Source organism: Haloactinopolyspora alba (genome assembly GCF_003014555.1).
GTDB classification, from domain to species: Bacteria; Actinomycetota; Actinomycetes; order Jiangellales; family Jiangellaceae; genus Haloactinopolyspora; species Haloactinopolyspora alba.
On the sequence record NZ_PYGE01000001.1, the window covers coordinates 219,799 to 236,357 of the forward strand.

Below are 16,559 nucleotides of genomic sequence, written 5' to 3' on the forward strand. Positions count from 1 at the left end.
CGGAGCCCGAGGTGGTTTTGACGATTCACCCAGCGTCGCGGTTCGGATTCCGGCATAGTTGGCAAAACCTGGCCGCACATCCCCTACGACGCCGCCCCGACAGATCCGGGGCATGATCCGCAACCCACGGGAGTACCGACCATGGCCCTCTCGGCACCGCTTCGCCGGTTGCTCGTCACCGTCTGCGCGCCCACCCTGCTCGCCACGGCGATCACGTCCGCCCATGCCGATCCCGCACCCGCCGAGCCCGCACCCGGCACACCGGAACCCGCGACGGCACCCACCGGGGCCGCACCGGGCGAGCGGGACGGCACCGACGTCGACGAGCTGAAGCTGAGTAACGCGTGGGTCCCGCGAAGCCAGCAGCTACGTTTCGGCGCCGAACCGCTCGACTACGTCACCGACGCCGCCACCCGTGCCGCCGGCTCCGCCACCTGCTCGATCACGGCGAACGAGGCCACCGCCATGGTCATCGCGATGACGTGGCCCGAGGTGTCGCCGTCCGGAGCGCCTCCGTCACCGATGACCCTGTCGCGCTACGACACCCAGCCGAGCCTCGGCGACCCGCAGAACCGCGCTCCGGGCCTGTGGTTCCACCCCGGCATCGGGATGTGGCAGCTCGACTCGGCGGGTCTGGGAACCGACTTCACCGCTGCCGAGGCCATGGACACCAAGTACGCCGCCGAGCGGATGGCGCCGTTCATCGTCGACAAGTACTGCGCACGGCGTGCGGACGGCGCCGGCCGCGCGGCCGCCCGCGCTCACGCCTGGACCGACTGGGTGGCCTGCCGCGAAGGCGCGTGCGAGAACACCTACCAGCGCGCTCTCGACGGCGTCGTCACCGACGACAGTGTCGGCCGCTACGGCGGCGCGGAACCGCGGCGGTGCTGGTACCGCGGGGCGGCACACGACTGCATGTTCGTCGATCCGGCCGCCGCGCAGGGGTCGGACTGGTGGGCCGCTCCCGGCGGCGGACGCTCTCCGGTCGCGGCCCCCTTCTACGTGATCCGGCTGGACGGCGTCAGGACGACGGAGCTGCGGTACTGGCTGACCCTCGACTCGGGCGCCGCCGGTGACGTGGAGGTCGTCAGGCCGTTCGGGGCGAACGCCCGTGGCGGTCTCACCTGGCGGCAGGGCCCGGGCATGTGCGACATGACCGCCTGGCGGGGAGACTGCTGAGCCCCGGCGAAAACCCGTTGGCGAGATCACGAGAGTGCGGTAGCGTCAGCGACATGCGCCTTCTCTCCTGAGCTCCCGCCACGCAACGTGACGCGTCGGTGGGACGCCCGCCATCCGCACTGTCCCTCGAGCATCGGCTTTCCCGCCGTGGCTCTACAGGCAGACGTTCACGGTCTGGCCCGTGCTCACGAGCACCTCAGGAGGCCTCATGTCTTCGCAGCAGCACACCGACGCCCGCACGGCCGACGCTTCCGCGGCCCCGGCCAACCGCGCCGAACGGCGCGCCCGCCGAGCGGGCAAGTCGGCGCCGTCCGGCACCACCGCGTCGCCGCGGAAGAACGATCAGGTCAGGCAGAGCCAGGTACTGGCTCAGCCCCGGTTCAAGGGTCGGCGCGGCAACCGCTGATCCACGGCGTCGCCCGTGATTGTGTCTGGCATCCCAGACACAATCACGGGCGAACGAGTACCACCGACCCCGCCGGCAGCGGTGCAATGTGGGTATGCCCACCACGCACACCGACACCGTCCGGCTCGACCGGGGACCCGTCGCGGCCACCGACGTGGTCGCGGTCGCGCGCGCCGGCGCACCCGTCGCTCTCACCGAGCAGGCCAAGGACGCCATCACACGCGGGCGCGCGGTCGTCGACACCCTCGCGGTCGACGACGCTCCGCATTACGGCGTGTCCACCGGGTTCGGCGCCCTGGCGACGCGGCACATCCCCGCCTCGCGCCGTGCCACGCTGCAGGCGAGCCTGATCCGCTCGCACGCCGCGGGCTCGGGCCCCGAGGTGGAACGTGAGGTCGTACGGGCGCTGATGCTGCTGCGGCTGTCCACCATGGCCACCGGCGGCACCGGCGTACGGGCCCCGACCGCACAGGGTTACGCCGATCTGCTCAACCACGGCATCACCCCGGTGGTGCACGAGTACGGTTCCCTCGGCTGCTCCGGCGACCTCGCGCCGCTGGCGCACTGCGCCCTGGCGCTCATCGGCGAGGGCGAGGTCGACGACGCCGACGGCCGGCGGATCCCGGCGGCGCAGGCGCTCACGGCGGCCGGCCTCGAGCCGGTCGTACCGGCCGAGAAAGAAGGGCTGGCGCTGATCAACGGCACCGACGGCATGCTCGGGCAGTTGATTCTCGCTCTGCACGACCTGGACGCGCTGCTCACCACCGCCGACATCGCCGCGGCCATGAGCGTCGAGGCGCTGCTGGCCACCGACGCGGTGTTCGCCGACGATCTGGTACGGATGCGCCCGCACCCGGGACAGGCGGAGTCCGCGGCCAACCTGCGTGCGCTGCTGGCCGACTCCGCGATCATGGCGAGCCACCGCACCCCCGACTGCACCCGGGTCCAGGACGCCTACTCGCTGCGGTGCTCACCGCAGGTGCACGGCGCCGCCCGCGACACCGCCGGGCACGCGCGCACCGTCGCCGAGCGTGAGCTCGCGGCCACCATCGACAACCCCGTCATCACCCCGGACGGCCGGGTGGAGTCCAACGGCAACTTCCACGGCGCGCCCGTCGGGTACGTCCTCGACTTCCTCGCGATCGCCGTCGCCGACGTCGCCGGCATCGCCGAACGGCGCACCGACCGGATGCTCGACGTCGCCCGCAGCCAGGGGCTGCCCGCCTTCCTGGCCGACGACCCGGGCGTCGACTCCGGCCACATGATCGCCCAGTACACCTCCGCCGGCATCGTCTCCGAACTCAAGCGACTGGCCGTGCCGTCGTCCGCGGACTCGTTACCGTCGTCGGCGATGCAGGAGGACCACGTGTCGATGGGCTGGTCCGGTGCCCGGAAGCTCCGGCGCGCCGTCGACGGGCTCACCCGGGTGCTGGCCGTGGAGATCCTCACCGCGGCGCGCGCCCTCGATCTGCGCACCCCGCTGACGACGGCGCCGGGGACGGGCGCGGTCCGTGACGCCGTCCGCGCCGAGGTCGGCGGTCCGGGCCCGGACCGCTATCTCTCCCCCGAGATCGACGCCGTCGCCCGGCAGATCCGCGCCGGGACGCTGGCGACCGCAGCCGCCACCGCCGTCGGGGACCTTGCCTAGACCCGGCCCGCCACCCCGCGAGGAGCCCGCCATGTCGCACCCCGAAGCCCGCCCGGTCCGCGCACCACGCGGCCCCGGGATCACCGCCCGCAGCTGGCAGACCGAGGCGCCGCTGCGGATGCTGATGAACAACCTCGACCCGGAGGTCGCCGAACGCCCCGACGACCTGGTCGTCTACGGCGGCACCGGGCGAGCCGCACGCGACTGGGCCAGTTTCGATGCCATCGTCCGCACGCTCACCACGCTCGCCGACGACGAGACGCTGCTGGTCCAGTCGGGCAAGCCGGTCGGTGTGCTGACCACGCACGAGTGGGCCCCGCGGGTGCTGATCGCGAACTCCAACCTGGTGGGCGACTGGGCGAACTGGACGGAGTTCCGCCGCCTCGAGCAGCTCGGCCTGACGATGTACGGGCAGATGACCGCGGGTTCGTGGATCTACATCGGCACGCAGGGCATCCTGCAGGGCACGTACGAGACGCTGGCCGCCGTCGCCGCACACCGCTTCGGCGGGACACTGGCCGGCACCCTCACCGTCACCGGCGGCTGCGGGGGCATGGGCGGCGCGCAGCCGCTGGCGGTGACGTTGAACGGCGGCGTGTGCCTGGTCGTCGACGTCGATGCCGACCGGCTGCACCGTCGTACGCAGCAGCGTTACCTCGACGTGGTGGCCGGCGACCTCGAGGACGCGCTACGCCGGGTCGAGACGGCCAAGCACGAGCGCCAGGCGCTGTCCGTGGGGCTGGTGGGCAACTGCGCGAGCGTCCTCCCCGAGCTGCTGCGCCGCGGCGTCGAGGCCGACGTCGTCACCGACCAGACGTCGGCGCACGACCCGCTGTCCTACCTGCCGGAGGGGGTCGACGTCGCCGACTGGCACGACTACGCCGCGCGGAAACCGGCCGAGTTCACCGAGCGTGCCCAGGCGTCGATGGCGCGGCACGTCGAGGCGATGGTGGGGTATCTGGACGCGGGCGCGGAGGTGTTCGACTACGGCAACTCGCTGCGTGACGAAGCACGACAGGGCGGGTACCCGCGGGCCTTTGACTTCCCCGGGTTCGTGCCCGCCTACATCCGGCCGCTGTTCTGCGAGGGCAAGGGCCCGTTCCGGTGGGCAGCGCTGTCCGGCGACCCGCGGGACATCGCCGTCACCGACGAGGCGGTGCTGGAGCTGTTCGACGACGAGCACCTGCGGACGTGGATCCGGGCCGCCCAGGACCGGGTGTCGTTCCAGGGGCTGCCGGCGCGGATCTGCTGGCTCGGTTACGGCGAGCGGCACCGCGCCGGGCTGCGGTTCAACGAGCTGGTGGCCGAGGGCCGCATCTCGGCGCCCATCGTGATCGGCCGCGACCATCTGGACGCCGGGTCGGTGGCCTCGCCGTACCGCGAGACCGAGGGCATGGCCGACGGGTCGGACGCCATCGCCGACTGGCCGCTGCTGAACGCCCTGGCCACCACCGCTTCCGGCGCGTCCTGGGTGTCGATCCACCACGGCGGCGGCGTCGGCATGGGCCGCTCGATCCACGCCGGGCAGGTGACCGTCGCGGACGGTACGGCACTGGCAGCGGCGAAGCTCGAGCGGGTGCTGACCAACGACCCGGCGACCGGGGTGATGCGACACGTCGACGCCGGCTACGAGCACGCCGGCCGGGTGGCGAGCGAGCGTGGCGTCCGGGTGCCGATGCTCGGCCCGGAGCAGCCATGAGCCGGGTCGTGGTCGTCGGCGCCGGTATCGCCGGCGCCAGTGTCGCCTACCACCTCGCGACGTCCGGCGTCGACGTCATCGTCGTCGACGACGCCCGGTCCGGCCGGGCCACCGCTGCGGGCGCGGGGATCATCGCGCCGGTGAGCACCCGCCCGAGCACCGACGAGAAGAGCCGGTTCGTCGTCGCCGCGGCCGAGCACCACAGGGCGCTGGTGGATCGCTTCCGTGCGTCCGGGTACGACGACCACTCCTACGCCGTGCCCGGCGAGCTGATCGTCGCCCTGGACGACGCCGAGACGCCGCGGCTGTCGGAGGTGGCCGAGCGCGCCGACGCCCTGGTCCGTGCCCACGGCGCGGAGGGCGTGGGCACTCCGGAGCTGCTCGACGGCGCCGCGGTGCTGCGCCGCTTCCCCGCGTTGACCTCCGCGCACGGCGGGTTGTGGTTGCCGGAGGTCGCCCGCCTCGACGGACGGGCCGTCCGGGACCGGTTGATGTCGATGGCGCGGCGGCACGGAGCGGAGGTCATCCAGGCGAGCGCCGAACTGGTGACCACCCCGGGCTCGGCCGGGCCGCCCGCGGCGCGCGGCGTACGAACGCCGGCCGGGCTCGTCGAGGCCGACCACGTGGTGCTGGCCGCGGGCGCGTGGTCGCAGGCCGCCGCGGCGCCGGCGGGCCTGCATCTGGCCGTCTACCCCCAGCGCGGCCAGATCGTGCACGTCCGCACTCCGCTGTCCGGCGAACTGCCGATCCTCAACACGCTGCGCGGGCACTACCTGGTGCCGTTCGACGACGACCGGCTGGCACTCGGCGCCACCCGCGAGGACGACAGCGGTTTCGACGGCCGCGCCACGGCAGGCGGCATCACCCGGGTGCTCGATCAGGGCCGCGCGGTCGTCCCGGGACTCGACCGGGCCGAGTGGCTCGAGGTCCGGGTCGGTATCCGCCCGGCCAGCCGGGACGGCGAGCCGTTCGTGGGCCGCGCCGACGGTGTCGACGGGTTGTGGCTGGCCACCGGCTTCGGGCCGCAGGGCCTGACGCTCGCGCCGTACTCCGGCAAGCTCGTGGCCGACGCCGTGCTCGACCGCCCGGCCGAGATCCCGCCCGCGTTCGCCCCCGGCCGCCGCATCGAGGCGACCGGCCCGGACGAGGTGCAGCGGTGAGCGCCACGTTCGACACGATGTGGGCCGAGCTCGCCCCGGTGGGCGCGCACGCGGACGGCGGTTACCGGCGGTTCGCCTGGACCGCCGAGGACGCCGCCCTGCGCGAGTGGTTCGCCGCCGAGGCCCGGCGCCGCGGGCTGAGCTGTGTCGTCGACCGGGCCGGGAACCAGTGGGCCTGGTGGGGCGACCCCGACGGGGACGGCCCGGGCGTGGTCGCCGGCAGTCACCTGGACTCCGTCCCGTCCGGCGGCGCGTTCGACGGTCCGCTGGGTGTCGTGTCCGCCTTCGCCGCCGTCGACCTGCTGCGTGAACGCGGATGGAGCCCGTCGCGGCCGATCGGCGTCGCTGCGTTCGCCGACGAGGAGGGCGCCCGGTTCGGCGTGGCGTGCGCCGGGTCGCGGTTGCTGACCGGCGCACTGCCGGCCGAGCGCGCACTCGGTCTCACCGATGTCGACGGCGTGACGGTCGCCGAGGCGATGCGCCGCGCCGGGCACGACGCCGACGCCGCCGGCGCGGACCGCGAGGCGCTGGCGCGCGTCGGCACGTTCGTCGAGTTGCACGTCGAGCAGGGCCGCGGGCTGGTCGAGCTCGACCACCCGGTGGGCGTCGGCAGCGGCATCTGGCCGCACGGCCGCTGGCGGGTGACCCTCGACGGCGAGGCCAACCACGCCGGAACCACACCGCTGGCCGACCGCCGCGACCCGATGATCGACCTGGCCGCGCTGGTGCAGGAGGTCCGCGCCGCGGCGGTCCGGCACGACGCGCTCGCCACGGTCGGCCGCGTGCAGGTCGAGCCGAACGGCGTCAACGCCGTCCCGTCGCGGGTCCGGGCCTGGCTCGACTGCCGCGCTCCGGGCGTGGACGCGGTGTCCGCCGTGCTGGCCGAGCTCGCCTCGTTCGACCCCGTGCGCGAGTCGTGGACGCCGCCGACGACGTTCGACGCGGCGCTGGCGACCCGCCTGGCCGACACGGTCGGCGATGCTGTCGGCGCGGCCGGCGAGCGGGCGCCGCTGCTGGGGACCGGCGCGGGTCACGACGCGGGCATCCTCGGCGCAGCGGGCGTGCCGACGGCGATGCTGTTCGTCCGCAACCCCACCGGCGTCTCGCACTCGCCGGCCGAGCACGCCGAACGCGACGACTGCCACGCGGGCGTCCGGGCGCTGGCCGCCGCGCTCACCGAGCTGACCCGATGACGACGTACTGGGCCGAGCACGCGTGGCTGGACGACGCTCCGGCCGCGCGAGTGCGGATCGGTGTCGGCGGCGGTGTGATCACCACGGTCACCTCCGGCGTGGATCCGGAAGCGGACGACGTCCGGCTGCCGGGGCTCGTGCTGCCCGGGTTCGCCGACGCGCACTCGCACGCGTTCCACCGGGCGCTGCGCGGGCGCACGCACCGCGGCCGCGGCTCGTTCTGGAGCTGGCGCGAGGGCATGTACGAGCTGGCCGGACGGCTGACGCCGGAGTCGTACCACCAGCTGGCACGGGCGGTGTACGCCGAGATGGCGCTCGCGGGCGTCACCGTCGTCGGGGAGTTCCACTACCTGCACCACGGGCCGGGCGGCGCTCGGTACGACGATCCGAACGCGATGGGCGAGGCGCTGCGTGCCGCCGCCGACGACGCGGGCGTGCGGCTGACCCTTCTGGACACCTGCTACCTGGAGGGTGGGATCGGGCGAGAGCTCACCGGCGCGCAGCAGCGGTTCGGCGACGGGTCCGCGCAGGCGTGGGCCGACCGGGTCACGCGGCTGCGCGAGGGGCCGGGGTTCCGGGTCGGGGCCGCCGTGCACTCGGTCCGTGCGGTGCCGCCGCAAGCCATCGGTACCGTCGCCGCGTGGGCGCACGAGCGTCGCGCACCGTTGCACGTCCACCTGTCCGAGCAGCCGGCGGAGAACGAGCACTGCCGGGCCGCGTACGGCGTGTCCCCTACGGAACTGCTCGCCGACGCCGGCGCCCTCGGCCCGCGCAGTACCGCCGTGCACGCCAACCACCCCGGTCCCGGCGACGTCGGGCTGCTGGGGTCGACGCGCACGTCGATCTGCGCCTGTCCCACCACCGAACAGGACCTCGCGGACGGGCTGTCGCCGGCGGCCGCATTGCGTGCGGCCGGTTCCCCGCTGTGTCTCGGCAGCGACCAGCACACCGTGGTGGACCTGCTGGGCGAGGCCCGGCTACTCGAGATGCACGAACGGCTGGCCGGTGGCGAACGGGGAGTGTTCGACCCGTCCGAGCTGGTCGCGGCGCTGACGCGGCACGGTCACGCGGCGCTCGGCTGGGCCGGCGACGGGCGGATCGCCGTCGGCGCATCGGCCGACCTGGTCGCCGTCCGCACCGACACTGTCCGCACGGCCGGCGCCGAGCCCGCCCAGCTGGTCCTGGCCGCCACGGCCGCCGACGTCGACACCGTCGTGTCGGGCGGCCGCGTCGTCGTGCGGGACGGCCACCACCACCTCGGCGACATCGCCCACCTCCTCACCGCCACAATCCCCCCAGCCGCCGGAAAATGACCACGTTCACCATGGAATTCCCTGCGTCACCACCCGTACAGCCCTGGTGACGCGTGCAATCGCCTGGTGATGCGACGAGGCGGTCCCGTGACGACGGCGACGGGGTGGCCGGCACGCTCCTACACGCGCCGGCCACCCCGCCGGGGTCGTCCCTCTCACACGGCGACCGCCTCGACCGCCGGAGTGCTGATCGTCTTCCGCGCCGCGCCCAGACTGGACGCCAGCGTCAGGAGCGCCGCCGCCGACACGATGCCCACGTACAGCAGCACGGTCACGTCCGGAAGCACCGAATCGGTCCGCGCGATGCTGTACGGGATCACCGTGGCGATCGACGCGATCGAGCCGAACAGCACACCGGCCGAAGCCAGCACCGCCCCCTCGGCGCCCACCATCCGCAGCACCTGCTGCGGGGTCGAGCCGGCCAGGCGCTGCTGGCCGAACTCCTGGCGCCGGTACGTCGTCGCCGACACCAGCGTGTTGATCACCATGACCGCCGCGAACAGCGCGATCATGCCGACCACGACCAGGTTGAGCGTCTCGATCGTCTGCGCCTCCTCCGCGGTGGTAACCGTGTTCGCCACCGGCGCCGCCGCGTTCTCGATGCTCTGCATGTAGAGCGTGCCCGTCGCGATCCCGGTGAACAGGATGATCGGCATCAGGGCACCACCCATCTGGTGCACACGCTGGCGCATGTTCTGTGTCGCCATCCAGCCGCCGGCACCAAGGCGGCTCAGCAGCGCGCCCACCACGTTCGTCACCATGCGCAGCAACGCCGGCGACAGCAGCGCCAGGCCGATCGCGAACCAGATCGACGCCTGCCCGGCGGTCTGCATCGCGTCGACGCCCTCGCCGTTGAACACGGTCGCCGTCACCACACCGAGGTCGACGCCGAGCGCGATGAACACCCATGCGGCGATCTTCCGCTTCCGGCTCATGCCGGACTGCTCCAGCGCCGCCGCGGCGACCGCGTCGCGGGCTCGCATCCGCGAGGTGCGCCGGGCGGCCACCGTCGCCGCCGTCGCCGCGCCGAGAACCGTCACGGCGAACCCCACCGACAACGCCACCGGCCCGAAGACGTAGCCGACCTGTTCGCCGGCCTGCCCGGTCTCCTGCAGGATCTCGAGCAGTATCTTGCCGGTCAGCGCCGCCGGAGCCACCGCGAGCAGCGCGGCAGCGAACGCCACGGCCAGCGTCTCCCCGACGATCAGCCTGCTGACCTGTCCAGGTGTGGCGCCCACGTTCTTCAGCAGCGCCATCTCGGAGGAGCGCTGCCGCACCGACATCGTCAGCGTCGAGACCACCGCGAACGCCACGATGATCAGTCCCCATCCGCCGACCACGCTCGCCATCGTGACCAGCGCCTCGGAGGTCGTCGAGTCGACCCCGTCCGCGGTGCCCGTGTCGAACATCGCGGCGAAGGCCATGACGATCGTGCCGCCGAGGAACAACGACAGGAACGTCGCGACGAACGTGCTCTTGCGGTGCCGCAGCGAACTGACGGCCAACGCGATCATGCTCACAGCCCCACGACCTTCCGTCCGGCGTCCGCGGACGCGTCCTGCATGTGGACCTCGTCGCCGAGGTGCGTCATCCGTTCGGCGACCGTCTCGGCGGTCGGCTTGTCGAGCGTCCCGGCACTCCTGCCGTCGGCGAGGAACATCACGCTGTCGGCGTAGGAGGCGGCGACCGGGTCGTGGGTCACCATCACCACCGTCTGGCCGAGATGGTCGACGCTGCTGCGCAGCAGCTGCAGCACGTCGCGCGCGCTCTTCGTGTCCAGCGCACCGGTCGGTTCGTCGGCGAAGATCACCCGCGGGTCGGTCACCAGCGCCCGGGCGATGGCCGCGCGCTGCTGCTGGCCGCCGGAGAGCTCGGACGGACGGTGTCCCATCCGGTCGGCGAGCCCGACCTGCCGCAGCATCGCCGTCGTGCGATCCCGGTCGGAGCGCTTGCCCGCCATCCGCAGCGGCAACGTCACGTTCTGGTACACGGTCAGCGTCGGCATCAGGTTGAACTGCTGGAACACGAACCCGATGCGCTGGCGCCGGAACTTCGTCAACGCGGTCTCGGACTCGCCGGTCAGCTCGGCGCCGTCGACGAAGACGCGGCCCCGGGTCGGCTGGTCGAGGCCGGCCGCGCACTGCAGGAACGTGCTCTTCCCGGAGCCGGACGGCCCCATGATCGCGGTGAAACTGCCCGGGGCAAGACCGACGGTCACGCTGTCGAGCGCCCGGACCGGGTTGTCCTCGGTTCCGTACACCTTGTCGACGGACTCCAGGCGCAGCGCCTCGATCGGTTCGGAACGGTAATGGTCGGCCATGGTTCTTCTCCCGTTGGATGATGCGGTTGTGCTGGCACCATGAACGCTAGAGATCGCGCCGAGCCGTCACATTGGGCCGAGCCCGCCAACCTGTGGTGGGGCTGGCCCTACCAGTGCCGGCACGCCCGGCCCGCCACGGCCGCCGCGTCCGGCTCACAACACCGCCTGCCCCTGTTCTGTGCACGGTCGATACAGTGGCCGGGTGCGTGACATGGGAAGCGGACGTGCGCGGGTGACGCGCGGTCTCACCATGTCCGCTTCGTGCTTGTTCCTCCCCAGCACCGCGCACGTCGCCGCCGGCGGTGCGGTCCCGACGCACGCCGGGTTCGTCCTCGTCGGGGCGCTGCTGAGCGTCGCCTGCGTCGGCCTGGCCGATCGCCGCCGTTCCCTGGGCGAGATCGCCGCGGTCCTGCTGCTGTCGCAGCCGGCGTTGCACGTCCTTCTCGTCCTCGCGGGCCAGCACGGCACCGACGGCGCGGTCACGCCAGGCATGACGATGCTGCTGGCGCACGTCGTGGCCGCCGGTGTGCTCACGGTGCTGCTGTCCGGTGCCGAGTCGGTGGCCTGGTCGATGGCGTCGCTGTCGGCGACGATCTTGCTGCGGCGGGTGCGCCGCCTGCTCGAGACACCGCTGCCGAACGAGCGGCCGGGGACGGAGCCGTCTCCGCAGCCCGCCCCGTCGGCACGGGTCGTCGACCTGATCCGCTCCACGCCCTGGCGCGGCCCGCCCGCGGTGCCGGGTTCCTGACGCCATCTCCGCTCGTCCGTGCCCAGGCCGGCGAGCGCACGTACCATCACATTTGAGGAAATGTCTCATGACCACACTTTCGCGCGCTTTGGTGCGCGCAGGACTCACCGCCGGCGCCGCCACGGGCCTGCTGCTGGCGGGCACCGCCGGCGCTTCGGCGCACGTGACCATCCGGCCGGACGTCGACACGTCCGGCTCGTGGGCCAAGATCACCGTCCGGGTGCCGAACGAATCGGACACCGCCGGCACGACGCGGCTGCGTCTGGACCTACCCGCCGACACGCCGTTCCCGTCCGTCCGCGTGCAACCGCACCCGGGTTGGACCGCCGAGCTCACCACCGAGAAGTTCGACGAGCCGGTCGAGGTCGGCGACTACACCCTGGAGGAGGCGGTCACCTCGGTCACCTGGACCGCTGACAATGGCGTGCGGATCGGGCCGGACCAGTTCGACGAGTTCTCCCTGGCCGTCGGACCACTGCCGGAGCCCGGCACCTACATGTTCCCGGCCACCCAGACGTACGACAACGGTGACGTCGTGGCCTGGGACCAGGCACCGGCCGAGGAGGAACCTCCGCACCCGGCGCCCACCCTGACCGTGGTCCCGGCCGACGACGGGTCGCAGGCCGAATCCCGCCACACCGGCACCGTCGAGGCCGACTCGACGGACGATCTCGCACGTGGCGTGGGGGTCGGCGGTGTCGTCGTCGGCGCGGCCGGACTGGGAATCGGCGCGGCAGCTCTGCGACGTCGCCGTGCGTAGTCGCTTCGGGTCCGCAGCCGCGGCGGTCACCACCGCCGCGGCTGCGGCTGCGCTCACCGTGGCCGGCACACTGCCCGCTTCCGCACACGACGTACTGGTCGGCGCGTCCCCTGCGGACGGCGCGACCGTCGCCCGGGCGCCCGAGGCGGTCGAGCTGACGTTCAACAACGCCATCCAGAACCGGTTCGCCCAGATCGCCGTGCTCGACGCGGACGGCGGATCGCACCAGCAGGGCGAGCCGCGGGTCAGCGGGCCGACGGTGACGCAGCCGGTGGACGACCTGCCGAACGGCGCATACACGATCTCGTACCGGATCGTCTCGTCGGACGGGCACCCGGTCAGTGGCACGACGACGTTCACCGTGGCCGGGTCCGGCGGTGCGACCGATGGCGGCGCCGGCGACGCGACCACACCCGGCACACCGGATCCGGGCACGACAGCCGACGCGACACCGGACGACCCCGACCGGCCGGCCACCGGCACGACACCGGCACCGACCTCCGGATCGACATCCGCGCCGGCGTCCGCACCCCCGGAGCAGGACACGTCCGACGCCGCCGGCACCGGTTCGGACGACGACGGACCGGGTCCACTCGTCGTGGCCCTGGTGATCGTCGGCGCGGCTGCCGTCATCGCCGGGATCGCCTATGTCGCGGTCGGTGGCCGGCGTACCGACACCTCAGGAGACACTGGTCGGTGATGACGACGCTCAAAGCCCCGGTCGACTCGGCTCCGCCCACCCGCCAGTGGGGCGGTGCCGCGGTCGGGGGCGCGCTCGTCGCCCTGATGGCCGCGCTGTACCTCGGCGGTGGGGGAACCACACCGGCAGTGGCGGGACTCGGCGACCCTGGCGGGCTGACCCGATGGGGACTACCGACCGCGCAGTTGATCCTGGACGGTTCGGCCGCCGTCCTGATCGGTCTGCTCGGGCTGGCCGTCGTGCTCCCGGTCCAGCGCGGCGAACTCGGCGGAGACGCGCTGCGAGCGTTGCGAGCGGCGTCCTGGGCCGCCCTGGTCCTGGCGGCCGCCGCCACCGTGGTGCACCTGCTGACGCTGTCCGACCTGATCGGACGGCCACTCGGCGAGGCGCTGGCCGGTGAGGCGTTCTGGTCCTACACCGGCAGCGTCATCCAGGGGCAGGCGTACGCGTCCATCGTGGTGCTGGCGTTGACGATCATCCCCGCGGCCCGCCTCACGCTGGGTCACGGCGGTTCGATCGCGCTGATGTGCCTGGGGGTCGCCACGCTCGTCCCGCTGGGACTCATCGGTCACTCCTCGTCCGGCGACTATCACTACTCGGCGACGATCTCCCTGCTGACCCATCTGATCGCGATGGCGGTGTGGGTCGGCGGGCTGATCGCGGTGGCCTGGTACGCCGGTCAACGCGGCCGCGAGCTGCCCCGGGTGGCGCGGGCGTTCTCGGCCACCGCGCTCGGCGCCTACGTCATGGTGGCCGCGAGTGGCGTGCTCAACGCGTGGGTCCGGTTCAGCTCGGTCACCGAGCTGTTCACGTCCGCCTACGGGCTGATCATGATGGTGAAGGTGGCGGCGCTGGTGGCGCTCGGCTTCTTCGGGGCCGCTCACCGTCGTCGCACGTTGCCGCTGATCGAGTCGGGCCGCCGCGGCGCGTTCCGGCGCCTCGCGGCGGGCGAGATCCTGCTGATGGCGGTGACGACGGGGCTCGCGGTCGCGTTGAGCCGTACCGAGCCTCCGGTTCCCGAGGCGCCCGAGGTGGTCTCGCCCACGCGCGACCTGCTCGGCTACGAGCCGCCGCCGGAGCTCAGCTTCACCCGGCTGTTGACCGAGATCTATCCGAGCGCACTGTTCTCCATCGGCTGCCTGGCGGCCGTGCTGCTGTACGCCGGCGGCCTGTGGCGGCTGCGGCGCCGTGGCGACCGGTGGCCGATCGGCCGGACCGTCGCGTGGATGTCCGGCGTGGCGACCATCGCGTTCGTCAGCCTGTCCGGCCTCCAGACCTACGGCATGACCATGATGTCGGTGCACATGGTCCAGCACATGACGCTCATGATGGTCAGCCCGGTACTGCTGGTGCTGGGCGGGCCCGTGACACTCGCGCTGCGCGCCATCGGCCCGGCACGGCGCGGGGACACCGGACCCCGCGAGATGATCATGTCGGCCATAAACAGCCGGGCGGTGCGGCTGCTCACCCATCCGCTGGTGTCGCTCACGCTGTTCGCCACCGGCTCGTTCATGGTCTACTTCACCGGCCTGTTCGAGAGCGCGATGCGCGAGCACGCGGGCCATCTGCTGATGAGCGTGCACTTCCTGCTGGTGGGCTATCTGTTCTTCGAGATGCTCATCGGCATCGACCCGTTGCCGAAACGGCCACCGTTCCCGGCCCGGCTCGTCCTGCACCTGCTGGGTGTCGCGCTGCACGCGTTCTTCGGGCTGGCGATGATGGAGTCGTCGCGGCTCATCGCGGGTGACTACTACCGCGATCTGAGCGAAGGCATCGGCTGGCTGCCGAACACGCTCGACGACCAGATCCTGGCCGGGCAGATCACCTGGGGCTCGGGCGAGTTGCCGGGCGTGGCGGTGATCGTCATCCTGTTCGTGCAGTGGTACCGGTCGGACGAACGGGCGGCGCGCCGCTTCGACCGGCGTGAGGGTGAAGCGGAGGCAGAGCGGGCCGCGTACAACGACTATCTGGCGAAACTCGACGCCGACTCCCGCCGCGGTGGAGGCTGAACAGGCCTCCCCCGCGGCGGGGACGCCGCGTCACCGTTCGGCGGTCAGCTCTGCAGCTCGTACCCGGCCTCGTCGACGGCCGCGGCGACCGCCGCGTTGTCGAGCGGCGCCGTACTCGTCACGCTGACCCGCCCGCTGTCGACGTCGACGTCGACTGCGGAGACGCCGTCGATCCGGCTGATCTCCCCGGTCACCGCGTCGGCACAGTGACTGCAGGTCATGCCCTTGACGGAGTAGTCGGTGGTCGTCATGTCTCGTCTCTCCTGACTCACGCGGTGGTGATCCGCCGCGGCGGCGCGCTCGCACGAAGCGGGATCGTCGTACAGCGCCAGCATACGCCCGGGGGGTATCTGTGTCACGTCCGCCTCCGCCGACGTGGCACGCCGGCCTGCCGATTTCGCCACGCCGCCGGCGTCGGTTAAACTCGATGCGCCACCGAGGACAGGTAGCTCAGTTGGAAGAGCGTCCGCCTGAAAAGCGGAAGGTCGGCGGATCGAACCCGCCCCTGTCCACTCTTTGACCAGCGCGTTCGCAGTTCGCTGTCGACGCGGCCTACCGTCGTTCTCCACCTCGGTCCGCCCCGTTGGGGCACGTGGGGGCACGGACAAAGCCCATCGCGCCACTCTTCCTCGTTGACAACTGCCGCCTCTGGCCGGAGCGAAGTGTGTCAAGGGTGACGCGGCAGCCGGGCGACAGGCGGGTGAGGAAGCCCGCTCGATGCAGCCGTCGCAACCGGCTGGGGTGCGCACGGGCGGCTCCGGCGACAGCAGAAGTGACCACCCCGCCCTCGCGACCGAGGAGTTCGGCGATGTCGTACGGGATGGTGCGGATGCGTCCGGGCATTCATGCAATGTGCGCCGCCCGTGCGACGTACGACAGGCCGCTCACCGGATCTGTGGACGAGTCACCCGGCATCGGCCGATCGAGCCGCTTCCTGTGGACAACGGACCCGTCGGGCGTGCCCGTCCCTCACCCGGCGTTGGTTGGCAGACCTCACCTCAGGGACCTGAACACACCTCGGTGAGAAAAACGACGCATCCGACACGAAAACCCGCGCCATCCGTCAGTTTTCTCACCAAGGTGCGCTCAGATCCCCACGGAACCGGCCAGAGCGAGGACGACCCACGCCAAGTGGACGGCAAGGGGCTCGCGAGAAGCTGAGACTGAGTGGCTCCAGACGAGGCGGACTCGGCCGGTCTCCGGCTACCGCACTGGACGAGGATCATTTCCTCGTCCCGGCCGGTCGCCCGTCACGCGTGCCCACCCGGCCGTCCCGTAAACGAACTCTTCGCGGCCCGACGTGATCAACAGCGTCCCGTTGTCGGCAACCGTGTACCGCACCGGTTTGCCGCCGTTCACACCTCGGTAGAGGTGGACTGCACCGCTCGGGGTGGTGACGTCCACCCGTGACTCCACGCCGCCAT

General features: G+C 72.4%; 14 protein-coding genes and 1 tRNA gene. 12 read left to right on the top strand and 3 right to left on the bottom strand.

Features of this window, described 5'->3' with window-relative positions; all coding sequences use genetic code 11:
* The first annotated feature begins 141 nt into the window (after positions 1 to 141).
* The 7 genes from CLV30_RS01005 to CLV30_RS01035 all read left to right on the top strand — a co-directional run bounded on the left by CLV30_RS01005 (position 142) and on the right by CLV30_RS01035 (position 8,598).
* Entirely contained in the window at positions 142 to 1,179 is a 1,038-nt protein-coding gene (locus CLV30_RS01005; RefSeq protein ID WP_106535318.1) for a hypothetical protein, read from the top strand.
* A gap of 208 nt (positions 1,180 to 1,387) precedes the next feature.
* Entirely contained in the window at positions 1,388 to 1,585 is a 198-nt protein-coding gene (locus CLV30_RS01010) for a hypothetical protein (RefSeq protein ID WP_106535319.1), read from the top strand.
* Between the two features lie 94 nt (positions 1,586 to 1,679).
* Complete coding sequence (hutH, locus tag CLV30_RS01015) at positions 1,680 to 3,233, top strand: histidine ammonia-lyase (protein WP_106535320.1); 1,554 nt, start codon at positions 1,680 to 1,682, stop codon at positions 3,231 to 3,233.
* Positions 3,234 to 3,264: 31 nt separating this feature from the next.
* Positions 3,265 to 4,932: a urocanate hydratase gene (locus CLV30_RS01020; protein WP_106535321.1), complete on the top strand. Its 1,668-nt coding sequence runs from the start codon at positions 3,265 to 3,267 to the stop codon at positions 4,930 to 4,932.
* On the top strand, positions 4,929 to 6,092 hold the full coding sequence (locus CLV30_RS01025) for an NAD(P)/FAD-dependent oxidoreductase (protein WP_106535322.1): 1,164 nt from the start codon (positions 4,929 to 4,931) through the stop codon (positions 6,090 to 6,092). Before CLV30_RS01020 ends, CLV30_RS01025 begins: the two co-directional genes overlap by 4 nt.
* A 17-nt stretch (positions 6,093 to 6,109) precedes the next feature.
* Positions 6,110 to 7,285 (top strand): allantoate amidohydrolase, encoded by a 1,176-nt coding sequence (locus tag CLV30_RS01030; RefSeq protein ID WP_106535603.1) that lies wholly within the window; start codon positions 6,110 to 6,112, stop codon positions 7,283 to 7,285.
* Positions 7,282 to 8,598: a formimidoylglutamate deiminase gene (locus CLV30_RS01035; protein WP_106535323.1), complete on the top strand. Its 1,317-nt coding sequence runs from the start codon at positions 7,282 to 7,284 to the stop codon at positions 8,596 to 8,598. The genes CLV30_RS01030 and CLV30_RS01035 overlap by 4 nt, the downstream gene beginning before the upstream one ends.
* A gap of 155 nt (positions 8,599 to 8,753) precedes the next feature.
* Here CLV30_RS01035 and CLV30_RS01040 read toward each other — a convergent pair whose 3' ends face one another.
* Positions 8,754 to 10,112 carry an FtsX-like permease family protein gene (locus CLV30_RS01040; RefSeq protein ID WP_106535324.1) on the bottom strand — a complete coding sequence of 453 codons (1,359 nt, stop codon included), beginning with the start codon at positions 10,110 to 10,112 and terminating at the stop codon, positions 8,754 to 8,756.
* A gap of 2 nt (positions 10,113 to 10,114) precedes the next feature.
* Positions 10,115 to 10,918, bottom strand: a complete 804-nt coding sequence (locus CLV30_RS01045) for an ABC transporter ATP-binding protein (protein WP_106535325.1) — start codon at positions 10,916 to 10,918, stop codon at positions 10,115 to 10,117.
* Positions 10,919 to 11,168: 250 nt separating this feature from the next.
* Between CLV30_RS01045 and CLV30_RS01050 the strand changes: the two genes are divergently transcribed.
* The 4 genes from CLV30_RS01050 (at position 11,169) to CLV30_RS01065 (ending at position 15,135) form a co-directional block, all read left to right on the top strand.
* Positions 11,169 to 11,666 (top strand): hypothetical protein, encoded by a 498-nt coding sequence (locus tag CLV30_RS01050; protein WP_129710809.1) that lies wholly within the window; start codon positions 11,169 to 11,171, stop codon positions 11,664 to 11,666.
* Positions 11,667 to 11,733: 67 nt separating this feature from the next.
* Positions 11,734 to 12,426, top strand: a complete 693-nt coding sequence (locus tag CLV30_RS01055) for a YcnI family copper-binding membrane protein (protein ID WP_106535327.1) — start codon at positions 11,734 to 11,736, stop codon at positions 12,424 to 12,426.
* A complete protein-coding gene (locus CLV30_RS01060) occupies positions 12,344 to 13,126 on the top strand; it encodes a copper resistance CopC family protein (protein ID WP_129710810.1) in 783 nt (260 codons plus the stop codon). The genes CLV30_RS01055 and CLV30_RS01060 overlap by 83 nt, the downstream gene beginning before the upstream one ends.
* A complete protein-coding gene (locus tag CLV30_RS01065) occupies positions 13,126 to 15,135 on the top strand; it encodes a bifunctional copper resistance protein CopD/cytochrome c oxidase assembly protein (RefSeq protein WP_106535329.1) in 2,010 nt (669 codons plus the stop codon). Before CLV30_RS01060 ends, CLV30_RS01065 begins: the two co-directional genes overlap by 1 nt.
* Positions 15,136 to 15,179: 44 nt before the next feature.
* Here the strand turns inward: CLV30_RS01065 and CLV30_RS01070 are convergent, their stop codons facing one another.
* Positions 15,180 to 15,386, bottom strand: a complete 207-nt coding sequence (locus tag CLV30_RS01070; protein WP_106535604.1) for a heavy-metal-associated domain-containing protein — start codon at positions 15,384 to 15,386, stop codon at positions 15,180 to 15,182.
* Positions 15,387 to 15,574: 188 nt separating this feature from the next.
* On the opposite strand from CLV30_RS01070, the gene CLV30_RS01075 reads away from it, so the two are divergent.
* Positions 15,575 to 15,647: transfer RNA gene (locus CLV30_RS01075), tRNA-Phe, on the top strand.
* The last annotated feature ends 912 nt before the right edge of the window (positions 15,648 to 16,559 follow it).